The sequence below is a fragment of the Ningiella algicola genome, assembly GCF_028401415.2.
Classification (GTDB): Bacteria; Pseudomonadota; Gammaproteobacteria; order Enterobacterales; family Alteromonadaceae; genus Glaciecola.
Genome location: NZ_CP171821.2, coordinates 3,285,307 through 3,302,168, shown reverse-complemented (window position 1 = coordinate 3,302,168; position 16,862 = coordinate 3,285,307). Strand labels below are relative to the sequence as shown.

The window sequence follows — 16,862 nt, the reverse complement described above, 5'->3', positions numbered from 1 at the left end:
ATCACGATGCGCTTATTCTTGGCCTTGTGAACCGCTAACTCCATTTAGCTTGCCGAGGCCAAAAAGTCTTGTGCGAAGCGCTGTAAAACACCGCCCGCTTCGTAAATACTGACTTCTTCAGCAGTATCCAATCGACAGCTTACCGGCACGGTTAACTGCTCACCGGTCGCTTTTGTAATGACTAAAGAGAGCGTGTTTCCAGGTTTAAACTCACCTTTAACATCAAAAGTTTCGCTGCCGTCGATGCTAAGTGTTTTTCGCGTCACGCCCGGTTTAAATTCCAAAGGCAGCACGCCCATACCAATTAGATTCTGTCTGTGAATTCGCTCGAAACCTTCTGCCACGATAACTTCAACCCCCGCTAGGCGCACACCTTTTGCAGCCCAATCCCGAGAGCTTCCTTGTCCATAGTCGGCGCCGGCTATAATAATTAGGGGCTGCTTGCGCTGCATGTAAGTTTCAATCGCTTCCCACATGCGCATTTGCTTACCTTCGGGTTCTACTCGGGCATACGAGCCTTGCTTAATTTCACCATTTTCCAGGACCATCTCATTCATCAGCTTAGGGTTGGCAAAGGTCGCTCGCTGTGCGGTAAGGTGATCACCGCGATGGGTAGCATAAGAATTAAAGTCCTCTTCCGGCAAGCCCATTTTTGCCAAATATTCACCGGCAGCGCTGTGAGCTTGAATGGCATTTGATGGCGACAAATGATCGGTTGTGATGTTATCGCCGAGTACGGCAAGCGGTCGCATTTTTGACAGTGAGCGCTTACCAGCAAGTGCTCCCTCCCAATATGGTGGCCTGCGAATATAGGTCGACATCTGACGCCAATCGTACAGCGGGTTTAGATTCATCTCGCCAGACTGAATGTCGAACATAGGCTCATATACCTTGCGAAATTGCTCGGGCTTAACCGAGGCTTTTACCACGGCGTCTATTTCTTCATCCGAAGGCCAAATGTCTTTCAGCAAAATGGGCTTACCACTTTGATCAAAGCCCAATGCATCCTTTTCGATATCAAATCGAATGCTGCCAGCAATGGCATAAGCAACGACTAAGGGCGGTGAAGCAAGAAAGGCTTGGTCAGCATGCGGATGGATACGTCCATCAAAGTTTCGATTGCCAGAAAGAACCGCCGTGGAATACAGGTTACGATCTTTGATTTCCTGCTCGATATGCGGCTCCAATCGCCCGCTCATTCCGTTGCATGAAGTGCATGCAAACGCCACTACATCAAAACCTAAGTCTTGTAGCTCAGGTAAAAGCTCGGCTTCTTCCAAATACAATTTCACCGCTTTTGAGCCCGGTGCCAGAGAGGTTTTAACCCAAGATTTACGCTTAAGCCCTAAGCGATTAGCGTTACGAGCAATTAGGCCTGCCGCAATCATGTTTCGAGGATTACTGGTGTTGGTGCAGCTTGTAATAGCCGCGATAATAACCGCACCGTCGGGCATTTTATCATCGTTATGAATATCCACAGATGCTGATTCAGAGCTAGCATGCGCAATGCCCCGTTTCACTAAATCAGTGGTGGCAACTCTGGCGTGAGGATTAGAAGGGCCTGCCATGTTTCGCACAACAGAGGATAAATCAAACTCTAGAACGCGCTCATACTCAGCATCTGTCATCGAATCTGCCCACAAGCCGGTGTGCTTGGCGTAGTTTTCAACCAACTGCACTTGCTTGTCTTCACGTCCGGTTAAGGTCAAATACTCAATGGTTTGCTCATCAATGTAGAACATTGCCGCACTTGCGCCATATTCGGGTGTCATGTTTGAAATGGTGGCTCTGTCGCCAAGGGTAAGATGCTGACAACCTTCACCAAAAAACTCAAGGTATGCTGATACCACGCGCTCTTTACGTAAAAATTCAGTAAGCGCCAATACAATATCGGTCGCAGTAATCGTGCTTTGTGGCTTGCCTATTAAACGCACGCCTACAATATCCGGCAAACGCATATAGGACGCACGGCCAAGCATCACACTCTCTGCTTCAAGCCCACCCACACCTAAGGCAATGACACCAAGGGCATCCACCATCGGCGTGTGACTATCTGTGCCAACCAGTGTATCTGGGAAGGCAACGCCATCTCTGGCTTGCACGACAGGAGACATTCTTTCCAAATTGATTTGATGCAATATGCCGTTACCCTGAGGAATCACGTCCACATTTTTAAACGCGGTTTTTGTCCAATTGATAAAATGAAAACGGTCTTCGTTTCGTCTGTCTTCAATCGCACGGTTCTTTTCAAACGCATTTTCAACATAGCCGCCGTGCTCAACCGCCAGTGAATGATCTACCACTAATTGCGTGGGCACTACCGGATTCACTTTGGCGGGGTCTCCCCCTTTTTCCGCAATCGCATCGCGCAAGCCAGCTAAGTCAACCAAAGCCGTTTGACCCAATATGTCATGACACACCACGCGCGCTGGATACCAAGGGAAGTCCGAATCACGTCTGCGATAGATGATTTGCTCTAAGGCTTCATGCAAATGCTCAGGCGCACAGCGTCTCACTAAGTTTTCAGCAAGCACCTTTGAGGTATAAGGTAAGCCTTTGTATGCACCTTCTTTGATGCTGTTGACCGCCGCCTCGGTATCAAAGTAATCCAAGTTTGAATTGGGAAGGGGTTTACGATGTTCGTAGTTCATGTTTACCTCAAAAGAAGACTATGCTTAATGCGCGACCCCATGCCGGTTAATTGGCACTTAAGGACTCACGCTTTCGTTCTGCGTATTAGTTTCGCTCGCCAATAGACGGCACGGGTCGAATATCCTCGCCGGTATATTCCGCTGAAGGTCGAATAATACGATTGTCGGCACGTTGCTCCATTACATGCGCTGCCCATCCCGTTAAACGCGACATGACGAAAATTGGGGTAAACAGTTTGGTCGGTATATTCATAAAATTGTAAGCAGAGGCGTGGAAGAAGTCCGCGTTGCAAAACAGCTTTTTCTCTCGCCACATCACTTCCTCGCAGCGCACAGAAACCGGATATAGCACCTCGTCTCCTACTTCTTTTGCAAGCTTTTCAGACCAGCCTTTGATAATGTCGTTTCGAGGATCAGACTCCGAATAGATAGCATGACCAAAGCCCATGATTTTTTCTTTGCGAGCGAGTTTGCCCATCATTTCTTGCTCTGCATGGTCGGCTGATTCAAATCCTTCAATCATTTCCATAGCTGCCTCATTCGCGCCCCCATGAAGTGGACCGCGCAGTGAGCCAATAGCGCCGGTAACACAGCTATGCATGTCTGAAAGGGTCGATGCGCACACTCTGGCGGTGAAGGTTGAGGCGTTAAATTCATGCTCTGCGTACAAAATAAGGGAGACATGCATGACTTGTTCGAATAACTCAGACGGCTTTTCACCGTGTAACAAATGCAAGAAATGCGCACCAATCGAATCGTCATCAGTCTGAACGTCCACTCTAACGCCGTCATGACTAAAGCGATACCAATAACAAATAATAGAGGGGAAGCAAGCCAACATGCGATCCGTCACTGCTTGCTGCTGACTAAAATCTGTTTCCGTTTCAAGGTTGCCGAGCATAGAGCAACCTGTACGCAATACATCCATCGGGTGGGCGTCAGCAGGAATACGCTCAAGCACATCGGTCAAGGCTGCTGGTAATGCGCGAAGTCCTTTTAGCTTACTCTTATATGCATCTAACTCAGCTTGGGTCGGAAGCTTTCCTTTAAGGATAAGATAAGCAACTTCTTCGAACTGGCATGTATCTGCTAGGTCTTTTACATCGTATCCGCGATACGTCAGGCCAGAGCCCGAAACACCCACTGTCGACAAAGCTGTTTTACCTGCCACCTGCCCGCGTAAACCTGCACCGCTTAGTACTTTTGCCATGATTGGCTCCTCAAAATTCTAATAACTCTCTAAATGGATCTGCGCTTGTTTGCTTATGATCTGCTTTGCTCACTTCTTTTCATCTTCAAAAAGTGAATCTAGCTTCTGCTCATACTCGTGATAACCTAAATAATCGTATAACTCCATGCGGGTTTGCATGGTGTCGAGCACGGCTTTTTGATCGCCTGTTTTTAAAATAGACTGATACACCATTTCAGCCGCTTTGTTCATTGCTCTAAATGCACTTAAGGGGTAAAGGACCATTGCCGCGCCCCACTCTCCGAGCACTTGAGTATTCCAAAGCTCTGTTTTGCCAAACTCCGTAATGTTGGCCAAAATTGGCACATCTAAGGCTTGCGCAAAAGCACGATAATGCGCTTCCGTTTGAATAGCTTCTGCAAAAATACCGTCAGCACCAGCTGCAACATAAGCTTTAGCGCGTTCAATGGCCTTTTCCAAACCTTCTTGAGCGAAAGCGTCAGTGCGCGCCATAATAAAGAAGTCTGGATCGCTGCGTGCATCCACTGCTGCTTTAATCCGGTCGACCATTTCATCTTTTGTCACAATCGCTTTGTTTGGACGATGTCCGCAGCGCTTTTGCGCTACTTGGTCTTCCATATGCACCGCTGCGGCCCCTGCACGTTCCATATCTTTTATTGTTTTTGCAATGTTGAACGCGCCACCCCAGCCGGTATCAATATCAACCAATAAGGGTAAGTCGCTAGCTGAAGTAATACGCTGAACATCGGCAATGACATCGTTTAAGGAAGTCATGCCCAAATCGGGTAGTCCATATGAGGCATTTGCTACACCACCACCGCTTAAATAGATAGCTTGATGACCAATTTTCTGCGCCATAATAGCGCTGTAGGCATTGATGGTCCCTACAATCTGCAAAGGCTTATTGGCTTTAAGTGCCTCTCTGAATTTCTTGCCAGGACTCATCCCGCTCATAATTGCTTCCTCGTTCATTGATCAACATCTACCTTTTTCAACGCGTTTTCTCGTCAACCAGTAGCCGTATTTAGTTTCGTCTCAATATTATTTTTCGAATATAAAATGTGGCGACGCATCAATAACTCTGCCAGCTCACCATCTCGATTTGATATGGCTTGGACAATTTGCTGATGCTCTGAAAATGCCGTACTTACACGTGGACCCGCCATACCGAGTTGCACTCTGTACATGCGCACAAGGTGATAAATATTGTTAGTGAGCATGCTTATGAGCGCTTGATTGTGGCTACCCAGCACAATACGATAGTGAAAGTCCACATCACCTGCCTCTTGATAATATGATGCAGAGCCTCTGACCTCCTCAAAATGCGAAGCAAGTAATGCGTTTAAGTCCTCGACTTCTTCGTCGCTCATATGCGCGGCGGCAAGTCGAGCAGCCATGCCTTCAAGTGCTTCTCTGACTTGGTAAAGCTGCACCAAACCTTGCTGGGAGAGCCTTACTACTTTTGCGCCAACGTTTGGCTTGCGTTCGACCAAACTGACGGTTTCTAAGCGATTGATTGCCTCTCTCACCACAGCGCGACTAACGCCCCATTTTGTCGACAATTCAGTTTCGCTTAGTTTTGAGCCTGGTGGGATGTGACCTTCCACAATATCGGCTCTAAGACCAATAAAAGTCTTATCAGATGAGGTTACCGGCGTTTCATCGAAGGGCGACATGAACGAGCAAAAATCCTTGCCTTACAAAACATTGTCGACAATATAGAGAAACAAACACGTTTTTTCAAGTACTACTTGAGTCGCACATTCGCAACTATCGAGTAGTGACTCGTTGCATCAACACAGTCCTACGGCATTTTACGCCGCGAGTCTGGAGCACATCACAAGGCTCGGTCGGTTTTACCACCGTAGAATGTTAAGCATCGCGACCTAATGCTTAGGATGATAGACTTAGCATACTGCTTGCCCGAAGTGGCATTGTTTTTTGAACTCATAAGGATTTGATCATGAATAAATCACTAGTGTTTGCAACGACAATCGGCCTAATCATTGGTTTTGCAATTGCGTGGATTATCTTTAATGGAGGCCGCGTAGATCATATGCCTAATGCAGAGATTTCAACGCCCATTGGAAAACCAGATGATCTTGCAGCAAACAGCGAGTTAAGCGCAATTGGCAGTGTTCACACGCCAAGTGCTAGCGCTGAAACCGTAAGCGATGAAAAAGCGATTTCCAATATTCAAAATATGGATTCAGCCACCAGCTCTTCAAACGAACTAACAAGACTTAAGTCACAAATTACCAATCTTGAAGAGATGATTGTATCTCAAGCAAAACAATCTGCTAGCCGATACGCCAACCTTGAAGTGAAATTTAAGCAAGCGCAAAACATGCTGGAACAACAAGGCCAAAAGTTAGAAAGCATCAGCGAAGAAGAAGCCAAAGCCATTCTACCGGAGCCCTTCGCCTCAGTATTAGCGCGCAGCACGGGCACGATGGTAGAAACCTTTAAAGAGTTACAAACTCAGGAAGAGGATTACGACTGGGCGCTGATGATGCAACAAAAGATTAGCGACTTTTTTATTACCCATGAGTTAAGCGATCGGGTATCTGTACAATCCGTCATTTGCAAAAAAAGTATTTGTGAAATACGGGGGTTTGAAGCGCAGCGAGATATCGCCAGTCAAGTGATGAGTGCCATGAGTGCGCAACCATGGTGGACATTCAACTCGACCCATTCAAGTACCGGGGACGATGAAGAGTTTGGGCGCTACTTTTATGTGATTGCTCGCGCTACACCCTAAGTCGTGCCTACCCATTTGCTAAACTACACGCTCTGCTTTCTGCAATTAGGAACTGTGCCTATGGTCGGCTAACTAAGCAAAGCACTTAGCATCTTACTTTTTGATCCGCATCAATATACTCAATACCAGTTTTGTCAAACTTAGAACCAATAATGACTCTGATAATGACGTGCTCATGCAACAACATGCCTCTGCATCATCCATCGATACCAGCGTACCAACGCTGTCAGCGCGCAAGCTCGTAAAAACCTATCAATCAGGTGATGTGAAGGTGCATGCGCTGCGCGGCGTTGATTTTGAGCTCTATCCAAAAGAGATGGCGGTGCTGTTGGGTGCATCAGGCAGCGGCAAGTCAACTCTACTTAATATCTTAGGCGGACTCGATTTACCGACTTCTGGCGAAGTGTTTTACGGTAATGAAAATTTGAGCAATGCCACCGACTCAGAGCTTACTCGCTTCAGGCGCAACCACGTGGGCTTTGTGTTTCAGTTTTATAATCTTATTCCCAGTCTCACGGCTTATGAGAATGTGGCGCTGGTAACAGAAATTGCGCCGAACCCAATTAAGCCTGACGAGGCGCTGGATTTAGTTAAACTGGGCGATCGCATGCATCATTTCCCTTCACAGTTGTCGGGCGGTGAGCAGCAGCGGGTTGCCATTGCCCGTGCGATTGCCAAGCAGCCCGATATTCTTTTATGTGACGAACCCACCGGAGCGCTTGACAAACACACCGGCATCATTGTGCTTGAAGCTATCGAAAATATTAATAACCAACTGGGTACGTCTACCGCTGTAATCACGCACAACACGGTCGTCGGTGGTATGGCCGATAGAATCATTCGTATTTCAGACGGTGCAATTTCAGATGTAGTGATAAACCAAACACGACAATCAGCGAGCAGTTTAGAGTGGTAGTTTTTTCGGCAATTGATAAAAAGCTCTTTCGCGACCTGTGGCGCTTGCGCGGTCAGGTGCTTGCTATTGCCTTAGTGATTGGCTCAGGCGTAGCAACTTTGGTCATGTCACTGTCAACGGTTGATGCGCTTAGAGATACTACTGAGGCTTATTACGAGCGCTATAAGTTTGCCGATGTATTTGCCTATGCCACCCGTGCTCCGGAACGTTTAGCAAAGAGCTTAAGCGAAATACCCGGTGTACAAACTGTCGATACGCGCATTACCGAATATGTCACCGTGGATATTGCCGACTTTGCGGAACCTGTTGTCGGGCAACTATTGTCCATTCCCGAAAACAATCAACCCCTTCTAAACCAACTGGTGCTCAGAACGGGGCGCTGGGTCGCCCCCGGTCGCAGCGACGAAATCATTGTCAGCGAGCCGTTTGCGCAGGCACATGGCATTCCGCTTTACGGGCGTATAGATATCATTATGGATGGCAATAAACGCCAGTTTAGAGTAGTTGGAACTGCGCTTAGCCCTGAATTTATCTACGCCATCAGCCCCGGCGGTTTGATGCCCGACGATGAGCGTTTTGGCGTTATGTGGTTAGCCAGAGACGTACTCGAGGCTGCCTTTGATTTAGATGCGTCGTTTAACTCCATCGCTTTAAAACTAATGCACAATGCGTCTACCGAGCAGGTGCTGCTGGAAATTGACACGTTACTTGAGCCATATGGCGGCATTAGTTCAATAGACAGAAAAGACCAGATTTCTAACTGGTTTGTAATGAACGAAATTGAGCAACAAAAATCGATGGCGCGCATTTTACCGAGCATATTTATTGTGGTGTCGGTGTTTTTGACCAACATGGTTTTGTCGCGCCTAATTGCCACTGAACGCACGGAAATTGGATTGCTGAAAGCATTCGGCTATAGCGGAGCGCAAATTGCGTGGCAATACGCCAAGCTGGTTCTGCTCATTTGCTTAATAGGCTTCGTAATTGGATGCACTTTGGGCTATTACCTGGGCCGAGAAAACTCACAAATATTTACTGAAATGTACCGATTCCCGCTGTTTGTATACGAACCCAGATTAAGCTCCTATAGCATAGGCGGGCTTATCACGACTGTAGCGGTGCTCATTGGCGCGTATTTCGCGGTGAGGGCAGCGATAAAACTGCCGCCCGCCCAAGCAATGATACCGCCCTCACCACCCGTTTATAGCCAGTCGCTCAACTTTAATACGCGCTACGCACGATGGCTAGACCAACCTACCCGCATTGCGTTGCGCCAGATTCGACGATGGCCACTGCGCTCTTTTTTAACAAGCTTCGGGGTGGCCTTATCGTGCGGTCTGATAATTATGAACATGCAATGGACCGACTCCCTTGACTATTTGCAGCGCGTGTATTTTGAAGAGGCGCAAAAGCAAGACATGATGGTTGGAGTGCCCAATCCGGTCAGCATGCGCGCGATTCACGACTTTGAAAACTTGCCTGGTGTTATTCGCGCCGAGCCTATGCGGATTATTTCTGCTGATATTAGCGCTGGCGGCATTACCCATCGAGGGGCAATTTCGGGTATCGAAAAAGACAGCACCTTACAGCCTGTTTACGACGCCTCGCAAGAGAAAGTCGTGCCCCTGCCAAGCAATGGTTTGATGATGGCCACTCGCCTCGCCCAAAAGCTCAAGGTAGATGTAGGCGACGAGGTTTGGGTAGAAGTGCTTGAGGGAAAACGGAAGACTTTCAGTTTGCCAGTCGCAGGCGTATTTGAAACTTACATTGGCACACCAACATACCTTGAAATCGGTATGCTAAACCGATATATGGGCGAATCGCCAAGCTTTGAATACGCGAATATTTTGGTTGATGGAGCAAAGCAAGATGAAACCTTCAACAAACTTAAAGAAACCCCAAAAATCACTGCAGTAATGCTGCGCCAAGCCGCTGCAGACTCTTTTGATCAGATCATCGTTGAGCATCTACTTGTGCTCATTCTCATGTTCGTATTTTTAGCCTGCATACTCACCTTTGGTGTGGTGTATAACAGTACACGCGTCGCATTATCAGAGCGTGCCAGAGAGTTAGCGACTTTGCGTGTTTTAGGCTTTACTCGAGGCGAAATTTCTTACGTGCTGCTGGGTGAAGTCATGTTTATGGTCTTATTTGGTCTGCCTTTGGGCTGTTTGTGCGGATGGATATTGGTGCTGTCTATGGCTAGCGCCTTTGATACCGAAATGTTTCGCGTACCGCTGGTCATTGAATTATCTACATACGGCATCGCCGCAACTTTGGTAATTGTTGCGGCAGGAATTTCCGCGGCTATCGTGCGCAGACGCGTGGACACGCTTGACTTAATAAAAGTACTGAAAACGAGGGAATAATGATGAATAAAAGACACTCACGCATCGTGTTGTGGTTGGCAATTGCATTGGTGCTTTTACTAGCAATCGGATATTCGTTTCGCCCCACGACTGTGCTGACAGACATTCAGCAGGTGAGCAAGAATGACTTAGTGATAAGCGTCACAGAAGAAGGTAGAACCCGTATTCACGACACGTATGTACTCTCTGCACCAGTTACCGGTAACTTGCGCAGAATTGAGTCAGAGGTGGGCGATGAAGTGACGCTCTCAGATACCGTTGTCGCCATTATCGAACCGATTGACCCGGCTTTCTTAGACCCGCGCACCGAAGCGCAAGCCAAGGCTGATGTTGAAGCGACAGCATCGTCACAAACACTGGCTCAGGCGCAAGTTGAGCAAGTCGAAGCTGAATTAGAGTTTGCCTTAACAGAACTTAATCGAATGCGCGAACTGCGCGTCAATAACAGTGTTTCTCAACGAGAGCTTGATACCGCAGAACGCGTTTATAAAACCACGCGCGCTGAGCTTGCTACCGCTCAGGCTGCGCTGCAAATGCGGGTGTTTGAGCACGAGCGAGCTAAAGCACAACTGATGTCACCGGCAGCAGACCAAGCCCCTGTACCTGAGTGCGACTGTATCAATATTACGTCACCAGTCGATGGCAAGGTGCTTACTATCCTAAATAAAAGTGAAGGCGTGGTTCAGGCGGGCACACCCTTAGTTGAAATTGGCAATCCTCGTCAGCTTGAAATTGTAGTAGAGTTACTTTCTTTTGATGCCGTTAACGTTGAAATAGGCCAGCGCGCAATCATCTCCAATTGGGGCGGTCAAAGCGATTTAGAAGGCGTAGTCAGTCATGTAGAACCCATCGGATTTAAAAAGATATCTGCACTTGGCATTGAAGAGCAGCGCGTTAACGTTATTATCGATTTTACCAGTGATTATGAACAGCACGCACGACTTGGCCACGGGTATCAAGTAGACGTCACCATTGTACTAAATGAAATTAAGGATGTTCTCACACTACCGATTAGTGCGCTTTTCCGTGAAAATCAAGACTGGGCCATATACGCCGTTGTCGATGGCGAGGTTGAAAAACGCATTGTAGAATTGGGGCAGCGAAACAATTTCCATGCAGAGCTTTTATCCGGACTAGAGCAAGATGAATCATTTATTTTGCATCCTAACGACCAAACGGTAGATGGAGCAAAGGTGAAACAGCGTGAAACCTTATAAGACTCATATTTTATACACACCTTATATCAAGCGCACAAAATAGCTGAGCAGTCACAATACGACACGATATGCGCAACATTCTGGAGACAGCATGAAGGCCTTTAAGAAGATTTTTGTGATCATTGAACAAAACGACACTGAGCATCAGGCGCTTTACCGAGCGCTACAACTCAAACACCCAGCAAACACAGAAATCCTGTTGTTCATGAACGTTTATGACGCGAATATTGAATCAACGTTTATGTTAGATCTTGACCATATAGACTTAGTAAAGCGTTCGTTAATTGATTACCACACTCAAAAATTAGAAGAGCTAGCGTGTTATTCTGCTACAGACAACGTGCACTTTACCACTCAAGTCATATGGCAAGACACTGGATATATCAGTGCAGTAAGAGCCATTGATGACTACAAACCCGATCTTGTGATTAAAAGCTCACGCTTAGCCTCAGCCTTTGAACAATGGGTACATGGCGTTAATGAAGCGCAGATTCTTAAGTCTTGTCCATGCCCCATTTTATTTGCAAGGGAGTCAGCACAAAATCACACTCAAAGTAAAGGCCGAGCGGTGTTAGCCGCGGTAGACCCAGGGCAAAAACTGAATGAACAAAGTCATTTGGACAATAATGTGTTAAACAGCGCACTTGCGCTTTCAACTGCTCTGGACGCACCCTTACATGCCTGTCATTGCTTTGACCCTAGCTATTGGGAGATGTTTATTCAGGGCATCAGGCAAACTAATCTGCTTACCGACGTATTTCCAGAATTTACCAAAACCGTTGCCAATCAAGATATTATCCATGCACTGAAAGAACAGCATTATGAGAAGTTTACTCAAGGCTGCGAAGAAATAGTGCCGCATTTGGAACATCGTCATTTTGTGAATGGCAAGGCCATTGAGGCACTGCCAAAACTCGCCAGTGAACTGGGCGCCTCGACCATAGTGATTGGCACTACTTATCGAACGGGCTTTCTAGGCAGCACTGCCGAAAACATATTCAAACGCCTAGAGATTGACTTGTTAGTCGTAAAACCAGATGGCTTTCACTCGCCAATTTTAGTGAATGCATGAGTGCGGGCGTGCGGAAAAGGATTTTAGCAAAACTACTTTATACTTTGAGGGCATAACACCATCTGCTACTCTAATCGATGTTCAAACTTACCCTAGCATTGCTGGCAAACAAAACCAACTGAAGGCATATTTTACAGGGCGTAGCGCTCAGGCTCATGCTGCGTAGAATTCACAATTTTGACCTGTTGGGTGGCGTGCGAGTGCGCAAGCTCTGTGAATGCCGCGCGCTTGCTTCGACTCAGCGCACGTTGCCTTAGCTTATCGAGCGCCTCTTGGGAAACGAGAGTAACGCCTTTTTCCGTTACTCGAAAACCATTTTGCCTGTCTACCCTGGCGTTAAATCCTATCGTCACGCCCGGAGGAATATCGCACGCGGCATCGACAATCGCATTAAACACTTTTGCCCCTTTTCCTATTCGCACATTAGGTAAAATAACAGCGTCTTTAATGCTCACATCTTTCTCAATATGGACTTTCTCACACACCACACTGCCGGATATCTCGCATGCGTGTAATTCGCAACCGTGCCCGAGCAAAGAATCACTCAACGCAGCCGAAGCATTCGCCAAGGTGTAACAACGCGTAGGTGGTAAGCTGCTTGGCGCGCTTGATATTGGCCATAGTGGATCGTTTACATCTAGAGGCGCGCTGGCTTTGAGCATATCCATATTGGCACCATAGTAATTATCCAAGGTACCTACGTCTTTCCAATACGGAATGGTGTTGTTGCTATCGCGAAAACGAAATCCGTTTACCTTTGAGCGCTTAATGAGCGAGGGGATGACATCTTTGCCAAAATCGTGGGTCGAGTCGTGATTGGCTGCATCTTCGCGTAATACTTGAAGCAAGAAATCAGTTTCAAACACATAATTGCCCATTGAAGCGAGCACATGCCCTGGTTTATCTGCTAAGGGGCTAGGATGTTCGGGCTTTTCTTCAAATGCAGTGATTTGCATTTTGCCATCAACCTGCATGACCCCAAGCTTACCGCGCGCATCTTCAATGGACGATTCGATGCATGAGACCGTCATATCTGCCCGGCTATTCGCGTGCTCACTCAGTAGCAGGCGATAATCCATTTTGTAGATATGATCCCCCGACAATACCAACACGCGCTGTGGTTTAACTGACTCAATGAACGCGATATTTTGATGCAGCGCATCGGCGGTTCCCTGATACCAGTTTTTTGACTCTTGTTGGGAGGCCGGCAATAACTCTAAAAACTCACCACAATGATGATTGAACTTACAGCTTTGACCGACTAAATGATTCAACAGCGTTTGTGCTTTATACTGAGTCACAATGCCGACCTTTTTAAGCCCCGAATTAATGCAGTTCGACAGTGGAAAATCGATTAAGCGATAGTTAGCGGCAAATTCCATGCATGGCTTGGCGCGCGTTTTTGTAAGCTCATGAAGGCGGCTACCCTGCCCGCCCGCTAAAATCAACACGAGCGTACTGCTCAACAGTTGATCGGTTTGTGATTCATGCATAGCAATCATTATATCGCCTCTATTAAATAACAGTTAGTAAGTGGGTATAGGTGACTAAAATTGCCACATGCTGACTTGATTTCGGTTAACTTGCACCATCAATGCGCACCGCCAATACATCTTGTTTGACGCCGTGCAACAACTCGTTGGCGGTAGCACCTAACAGCAGCTTTAGTCCCGAACGGCCATGGGTGCCAATCACAATCAGATCCGCGCCAATATCATCTGCCAGTGACTGAATCTCATCTGCAGTGCGACCGGTGGGAACATACACATTTTCCTCAGGGATTTTGTGTTGCTTTGCAATTTCACCCAAACGAGTGCGAGATTGTCTTTCAATGTCAACGACAAAATCGCCGCCGACGCCAGTAATATAGGGCTGAAAATACACCGGCGGCAAAGTCACAAATACAAGACTACAATCGCTTGGCTTTGCCGCCGAACTTAGCGCTCTTTGCAGCACACGGTCGTACTCTGAGTAAATATCTATCGCAACTAGAATGCGCTTGTAATTTTTCATACTCATTTCCTCATTTAAACCTTAAAACCCAGTGCTAACCTTTAATATTTATTTTGTGCTGGTCTTTGATGGCATGTTCGGTTTTTGGAATAGATACATGCAGCACACCTTTTTTAAATTCTGCGCTGATCTTTTCTTGATCTACGCCGTTGGGCAAAGCAAAACTGCGTTTAAAGAAACCATAGCTTCGTTCCATGACGTGATAGTCTTTCTCGCCATCTTTGCTCGTTTCGGTTTTCTTCTCACCTGTTAAAGTCAATACACCTTCTTTCACCTCTAAACTTACATCTTTGGTGTCAAGACCCGGTAATTCAGCTGAAATATCGTAAGACTTTTTGCCCTCTTTAATGTCTACACGCGGATTTAGCATCATGCCTTCGGGTGCCATGCTTGCTCGCTCCAGATGCTGAAACGGCCAGCGTTTAGAAAAGTTATGGAGCATATTGTCAAACTGATCCCAGCCTGTTTCCAACTGCAGAAAGTTGTGATTATGCTTTTTTTCGCTATGTTTTGAAGATTGAAGTTCAGACATCGCTACTCTCCTGTTATTCACTGATAAAAAGATTTACTCACTTGTATTCCAATGCATTAACGCGAGCATGGAAACATCTGGATTTAATCAAATCCAAGGTGTCCTATTTTGATAAAGATCAAACATTGCAGAATTTCTATCAATGCTGATTAAAGAAACAAATCCACCTTCGCTTTTGCCCTGAGTGCATCAAGGTCATTGATGACGACTTTACGATGTTTAATGCTTAAAATATTCGCTTGCTGAAAGGCAGTCAGCACCCGACTTAGGGTCTCAATAGCCATGCCAATATAGCTGGCAATATCGGTGCGCGTCATGCTCAAACTAAACTCCACACTCGAACATCGGCGTTCGCTAAACCGCTTCGATAAACTCAAGATAAACTGAGCAACTCGCTGCACACTGCAGCAATTAGTTAGGCTTAATAACATCTGTTGATCGCGCACTAAACTATGACTCATAGCGCGCAGCAAACTACTTCGAAAAGCCTCTGACTTGGCCAATAAACTGTCGATTTCCCTTTCCGTGTAGCACACCACACTGCTAGTCTCGAGAAAAGTAAGCTGCTGGGAGTGCACAAAACTGTCAAAACCATCCACGCCTACAATATCCCCCGGATAGAAGAAGTCAGTAATATGTTCATCCCCATTGACGGTGCATACAGAAGCTTTTGCAGAGCCCGAACGCAACTGATATACCGCTTTAAATACATCACCTGCACAATACAGCACTTGCTTGCGCTGATAGATGCGATGAGAGTTACGAGTATTCGAGCGAGTCGCAATACTATCTTCACTTTGATAAGCGCTTACTCTTTCGATTTTGTTGGGGCGTAGAGGCAATACATTTTCCATTTGGACACCACTTAAGTTGTTGATTAACACCGTCTTAAGCATCGAACCTGAATGCTCTACTACAGACGTTTATTGGGTTTCTATAATCATCATATAGCCAGAAATTACCCGCTCATATTCGCAGTGATGCGTAAATTATTGCGGAAACTACGTAGGTCTAAAGTCAGATGAGATTAAGGCTCTTCTCGATGGTATTTTAGCGCTTGGCGAAAGGACTTAATGTCAACGTGTTCGTGGTGAATGACCAATAAAAATCTATTGTGCAATTGATGTACGTCAAAATTAAGCTGTGTAACAAACGCTAGCATGAGCATGGAAAGACAATAAATTCACTCATGATCAGGAAAAACTAATGACTAAGCGCGACGAATATGTTGAAAAACTCAAACAGACCATTGATGAAGTAAACGAAAAGCTCAGTGAACTAGAGGCGAAAGCTGCTGAAGCCCAAGCTGATGGAAAAGCAGAAATTGAAAAGCAAATTGCTTCCCTGAAAGAGCAAGCGAAACCGCTTACTGACAAAGTCGAAGAATGGAAAGGAGAGAGCGAGGAAAGGCTGGACGAAGCCTTAAAAGAAGCGAAAAAAATACGCGATGCTTTTATACACTCCTATCATTACTTTATATCGCAAATTAAATAACCTGCACTTAGAATAAATAAAACGCAAGGTTTTAGCTGGCGAAGCAAGGAGGACAAGTTGCAAGTATTAATAGGCTACTGCTCTTCTCAAGGGCAAACTCGAAAAGTAGCACGATTTATTATGTCGCATATAGCGCGTCAAGGTCATGGTGTCGAGATGCTTGAACTCAAAAATAATACTGATATCGATGTGTCGCAGTATGACAGGGTTGTGCTTGCAGCGTCTGTGCACGTGGGGCAATATCAGCGTGTGCTCACTGATTTTATTGCGGCTCATACCAAATTGCTTAATACCTTGCCTAGCCTGTTTGTATCGGTTTCCTTGGTCGCAGCGGGGCATGATGCTGACGACTGGCGCGAGCTCGACAAAATAGTTGATGACTTAAGCGAAGCAACAGCGTGGCAGCCTAACAGCACGATACAAGTGGCAGGGGCTTACTCACCCTCTCAATATGACATTTTCACTCGTTTTATCATGCGCCGCATCATCGCTAAACGAGAGCCAGAACGAAACCTTGATGAAGACCATGAATATACCGATTGGGACAAGCTGCGTGAAACTGTTGATGCTTGGTTAAAATAGTAAAACAAGATATGGCAAACAGAACCAGGCTTATCGCCTGGTTCA

The 16,862-nt window shown here is 46.4% G+C and carries 15 protein-coding genes; 7 read left to right on the top strand and 8 right to left on the bottom strand.

Annotation, left to right across the window (positions count from 1 at the left end):
• Positions 1 to 44: 44 nt before the first annotated feature.
• The 4 genes from acnD to PN836_RS14355 all read right to left on the bottom strand — a co-directional run bounded on the left by acnD (position 45) and on the right by PN836_RS14355 (position 5,537).
• Positions 45 to 2,651 carry a Fe/S-dependent 2-methylisocitrate dehydratase AcnD gene (gene acnD / locus PN836_RS14370; protein WP_395339422.1) on the bottom strand — a complete coding sequence of 869 codons (2,607 nt, stop codon included), beginning with the start codon at positions 2,649 to 2,651 and terminating at the stop codon, positions 45 to 47.
• Positions 2,652 to 2,736: 85 nt separating this feature from the next.
• On the bottom strand, positions 2,737 to 3,861 hold the full coding sequence (prpC, locus tag PN836_RS14365; RefSeq protein WP_395339420.1) for a bifunctional 2-methylcitrate synthase/citrate synthase: 1,125 nt from the start codon (positions 3,859 to 3,861) through the stop codon (positions 2,737 to 2,739).
• Between the two features lie 69 nt (positions 3,862 to 3,930).
• The gene (prpB, locus tag PN836_RS14360) at positions 3,931 to 4,806 is read right to left on the bottom strand and encodes a methylisocitrate lyase (protein WP_395345668.1); all 876 of its coding nucleotides are present in this window, start codon (positions 4,804 to 4,806) and stop codon (positions 3,931 to 3,933) included.
• A gap of 62 nt (positions 4,807 to 4,868) precedes the next feature.
• Positions 4,869 to 5,537: a GntR family transcriptional regulator gene (locus tag PN836_RS14355; protein WP_395339418.1), complete on the bottom strand. Its 669-nt coding sequence runs from the start codon at positions 5,535 to 5,537 to the stop codon at positions 4,869 to 4,871.
• Between the two features lie 287 nt (positions 5,538 to 5,824).
• Here PN836_RS14355 and PN836_RS14350 point away from each other — a divergent pair, with 287 nt between their 5' ends.
• The 5 genes from PN836_RS14350 to PN836_RS14330 all read left to right on the top strand — a co-directional run bounded on the left by PN836_RS14350 (position 5,825) and on the right by PN836_RS14330 (position 12,196).
• Entirely contained in the window at positions 5,825 to 6,622 is a 798-nt protein-coding gene (locus PN836_RS14350) for a hypothetical protein (RefSeq protein WP_395339416.1), read from the top strand.
• Positions 6,623 to 6,722: 100 nt separating this feature from the next.
• Positions 6,723 to 7,538 carry an ABC transporter ATP-binding protein gene (locus tag PN836_RS14345; RefSeq protein ID WP_395339414.1) on the top strand — a complete coding sequence of 272 codons (816 nt, stop codon included), beginning with the start codon at positions 6,723 to 6,725 and terminating at the stop codon, positions 7,536 to 7,538.
• Positions 7,532 to 9,907 carry an ABC transporter permease gene (locus PN836_RS14340; protein ID WP_395339412.1) on the top strand — a complete coding sequence of 792 codons (2,376 nt, stop codon included), beginning with the start codon at positions 7,532 to 7,534 and terminating at the stop codon, positions 9,905 to 9,907. The genes PN836_RS14345 and PN836_RS14340 overlap by 7 nt, the downstream gene beginning before the upstream one ends.
• Positions 9,907 to 11,124 (top strand): efflux RND transporter periplasmic adaptor subunit, encoded by a 1,218-nt coding sequence (locus tag PN836_RS14335; protein WP_395339410.1) that lies wholly within the window; start codon positions 9,907 to 9,909, stop codon positions 11,122 to 11,124. The genes PN836_RS14340 and PN836_RS14335 overlap by 1 nt, the downstream gene beginning before the upstream one ends.
• A gap of 91 nt (positions 11,125 to 11,215) precedes the next feature.
• Positions 11,216 to 12,196: a universal stress protein gene (locus tag PN836_RS14330; protein WP_395339408.1), complete on the top strand. Its 981-nt coding sequence runs from the start codon at positions 11,216 to 11,218 to the stop codon at positions 12,194 to 12,196.
• A gap of 131 nt (positions 12,197 to 12,327) precedes the next feature.
• Here the strand turns inward: PN836_RS14330 and glgC are convergent, their stop codons facing one another.
• From glgC to PN836_RS14310, 4 genes are all read right to left on the bottom strand, one after another.
• Entirely contained in the window at positions 12,328 to 13,698 is a 1,371-nt protein-coding gene (glgC, locus tag PN836_RS14325) for a glucose-1-phosphate adenylyltransferase (protein WP_395339406.1), read from the bottom strand.
• Between the two features lie 76 nt (positions 13,699 to 13,774).
• Complete coding sequence (locus tag PN836_RS14320; protein ID WP_395339404.1) at positions 13,775 to 14,209, bottom strand: universal stress protein; 435 nt, start codon at positions 14,207 to 14,209, stop codon at positions 13,775 to 13,777.
• A 34-nt stretch (positions 14,210 to 14,243) separates the two neighbouring features.
• Complete coding sequence (locus PN836_RS14315; protein ID WP_395339402.1) at positions 14,244 to 14,741, bottom strand: Hsp20/alpha crystallin family protein; 498 nt, start codon at positions 14,739 to 14,741, stop codon at positions 14,244 to 14,246.
• 149 nt (positions 14,742 to 14,890) lie between these two features.
• Complete coding sequence (locus tag PN836_RS14310; protein ID WP_395339400.1) at positions 14,891 to 15,595, bottom strand: helix-turn-helix domain-containing protein; 705 nt, start codon at positions 15,593 to 15,595, stop codon at positions 14,891 to 14,893.
• Positions 15,596 to 15,947: 352 nt separating this feature from the next.
• Between PN836_RS14310 and PN836_RS14305 the strand changes: the two genes are divergently transcribed.
• The gene (locus tag PN836_RS14305; protein WP_395339398.1) at positions 15,948 to 16,235 is read left to right on the top strand and encodes a hypothetical protein; all 288 of its coding nucleotides are present in this window, start codon (positions 15,948 to 15,950) and stop codon (positions 16,233 to 16,235) included.
• Positions 16,236 to 16,292: 57 nt separating this feature from the next.
• Positions 16,293 to 16,817, top strand: coding sequence for a flavodoxin domain-containing protein (locus tag PN836_RS14300; protein WP_395339396.1), 525 nt, complete (start codon positions 16,293 to 16,295; stop codon positions 16,815 to 16,817).
• Positions 16,818 to 16,862 lie beyond the last annotated feature (45 nt).

What these genes read in the sequence shown, in the direction of transcription:
- acnD (WP_395339422.1), bottom strand. Translation starts at nt 2,651, where the DNA reads ATGAACTACGAACATCGTAAACCCCTTCCCAATTCAAACTTGGATTAC.
- PN836_RS14355 (WP_395339418.1), bottom strand. Translation starts at nt 5,537, where the DNA reads ATGTCGCCCTTCGATGAAACGCCGGTAACCTCATCTGATAAGACTTTT.
- prpB (WP_395345668.1), bottom strand. Translation starts at nt 4,806, where the DNA reads ATGAGTCCTGGCAAGAAATTCAGAGAGGCACTTAAAGCCAATAAGCCT.
- prpC (WP_395339420.1), bottom strand. Translation starts at nt 3,861, where the DNA reads ATGGCAAAAGTACTAAGCGGTGCAGGTTTACGCGGGCAGGTGGCAGGT.
- PN836_RS14315 (WP_395339402.1), bottom strand. Translation starts at nt 14,741, where the DNA reads ATGTCTGAACTTCAATCTTCAAAACATAGCGAAAAAAAGCATAATCAC.
- PN836_RS14350 (WP_395339416.1), top strand. Translation starts at nt 5,825, where the DNA reads ATGAATAAATCACTAGTGTTTGCAACGACAATCGGCCTAATCATTGGT.
- PN836_RS14310 (WP_395339400.1), bottom strand. Translation starts at nt 15,595, where the DNA reads ATGGAAAATGTATTGCCTCTACGCCCCAACAAAATCGAAAGAGTAAGC.
- PN836_RS14305 (WP_395339398.1), top strand. Translation starts at nt 15,948, where the DNA reads ATGACTAAGCGCGACGAATATGTTGAAAAACTCAAACAGACCATTGAT.
- PN836_RS14320 (WP_395339404.1), bottom strand. Translation starts at nt 14,209, where the DNA reads ATGAAAAATTACAAGCGCATTCTAGTTGCGATAGATATTTACTCAGAG.
- glgC (WP_395339406.1), bottom strand. Translation starts at nt 13,698, where the DNA reads ATGATTGCTATGCATGAATCACAAACCGATCAACTGTTGAGCAGTACG.
- PN836_RS14335 (WP_395339410.1), top strand. Translation starts at nt 9,907, where the DNA reads ATGATGAATAAAAGACACTCACGCATCGTGTTGTGGTTGGCAATTGCA.
- PN836_RS14330 (WP_395339408.1), top strand. Translation starts at nt 11,216, where the DNA reads ATGAAGGCCTTTAAGAAGATTTTTGTGATCATTGAACAAAACGACACT.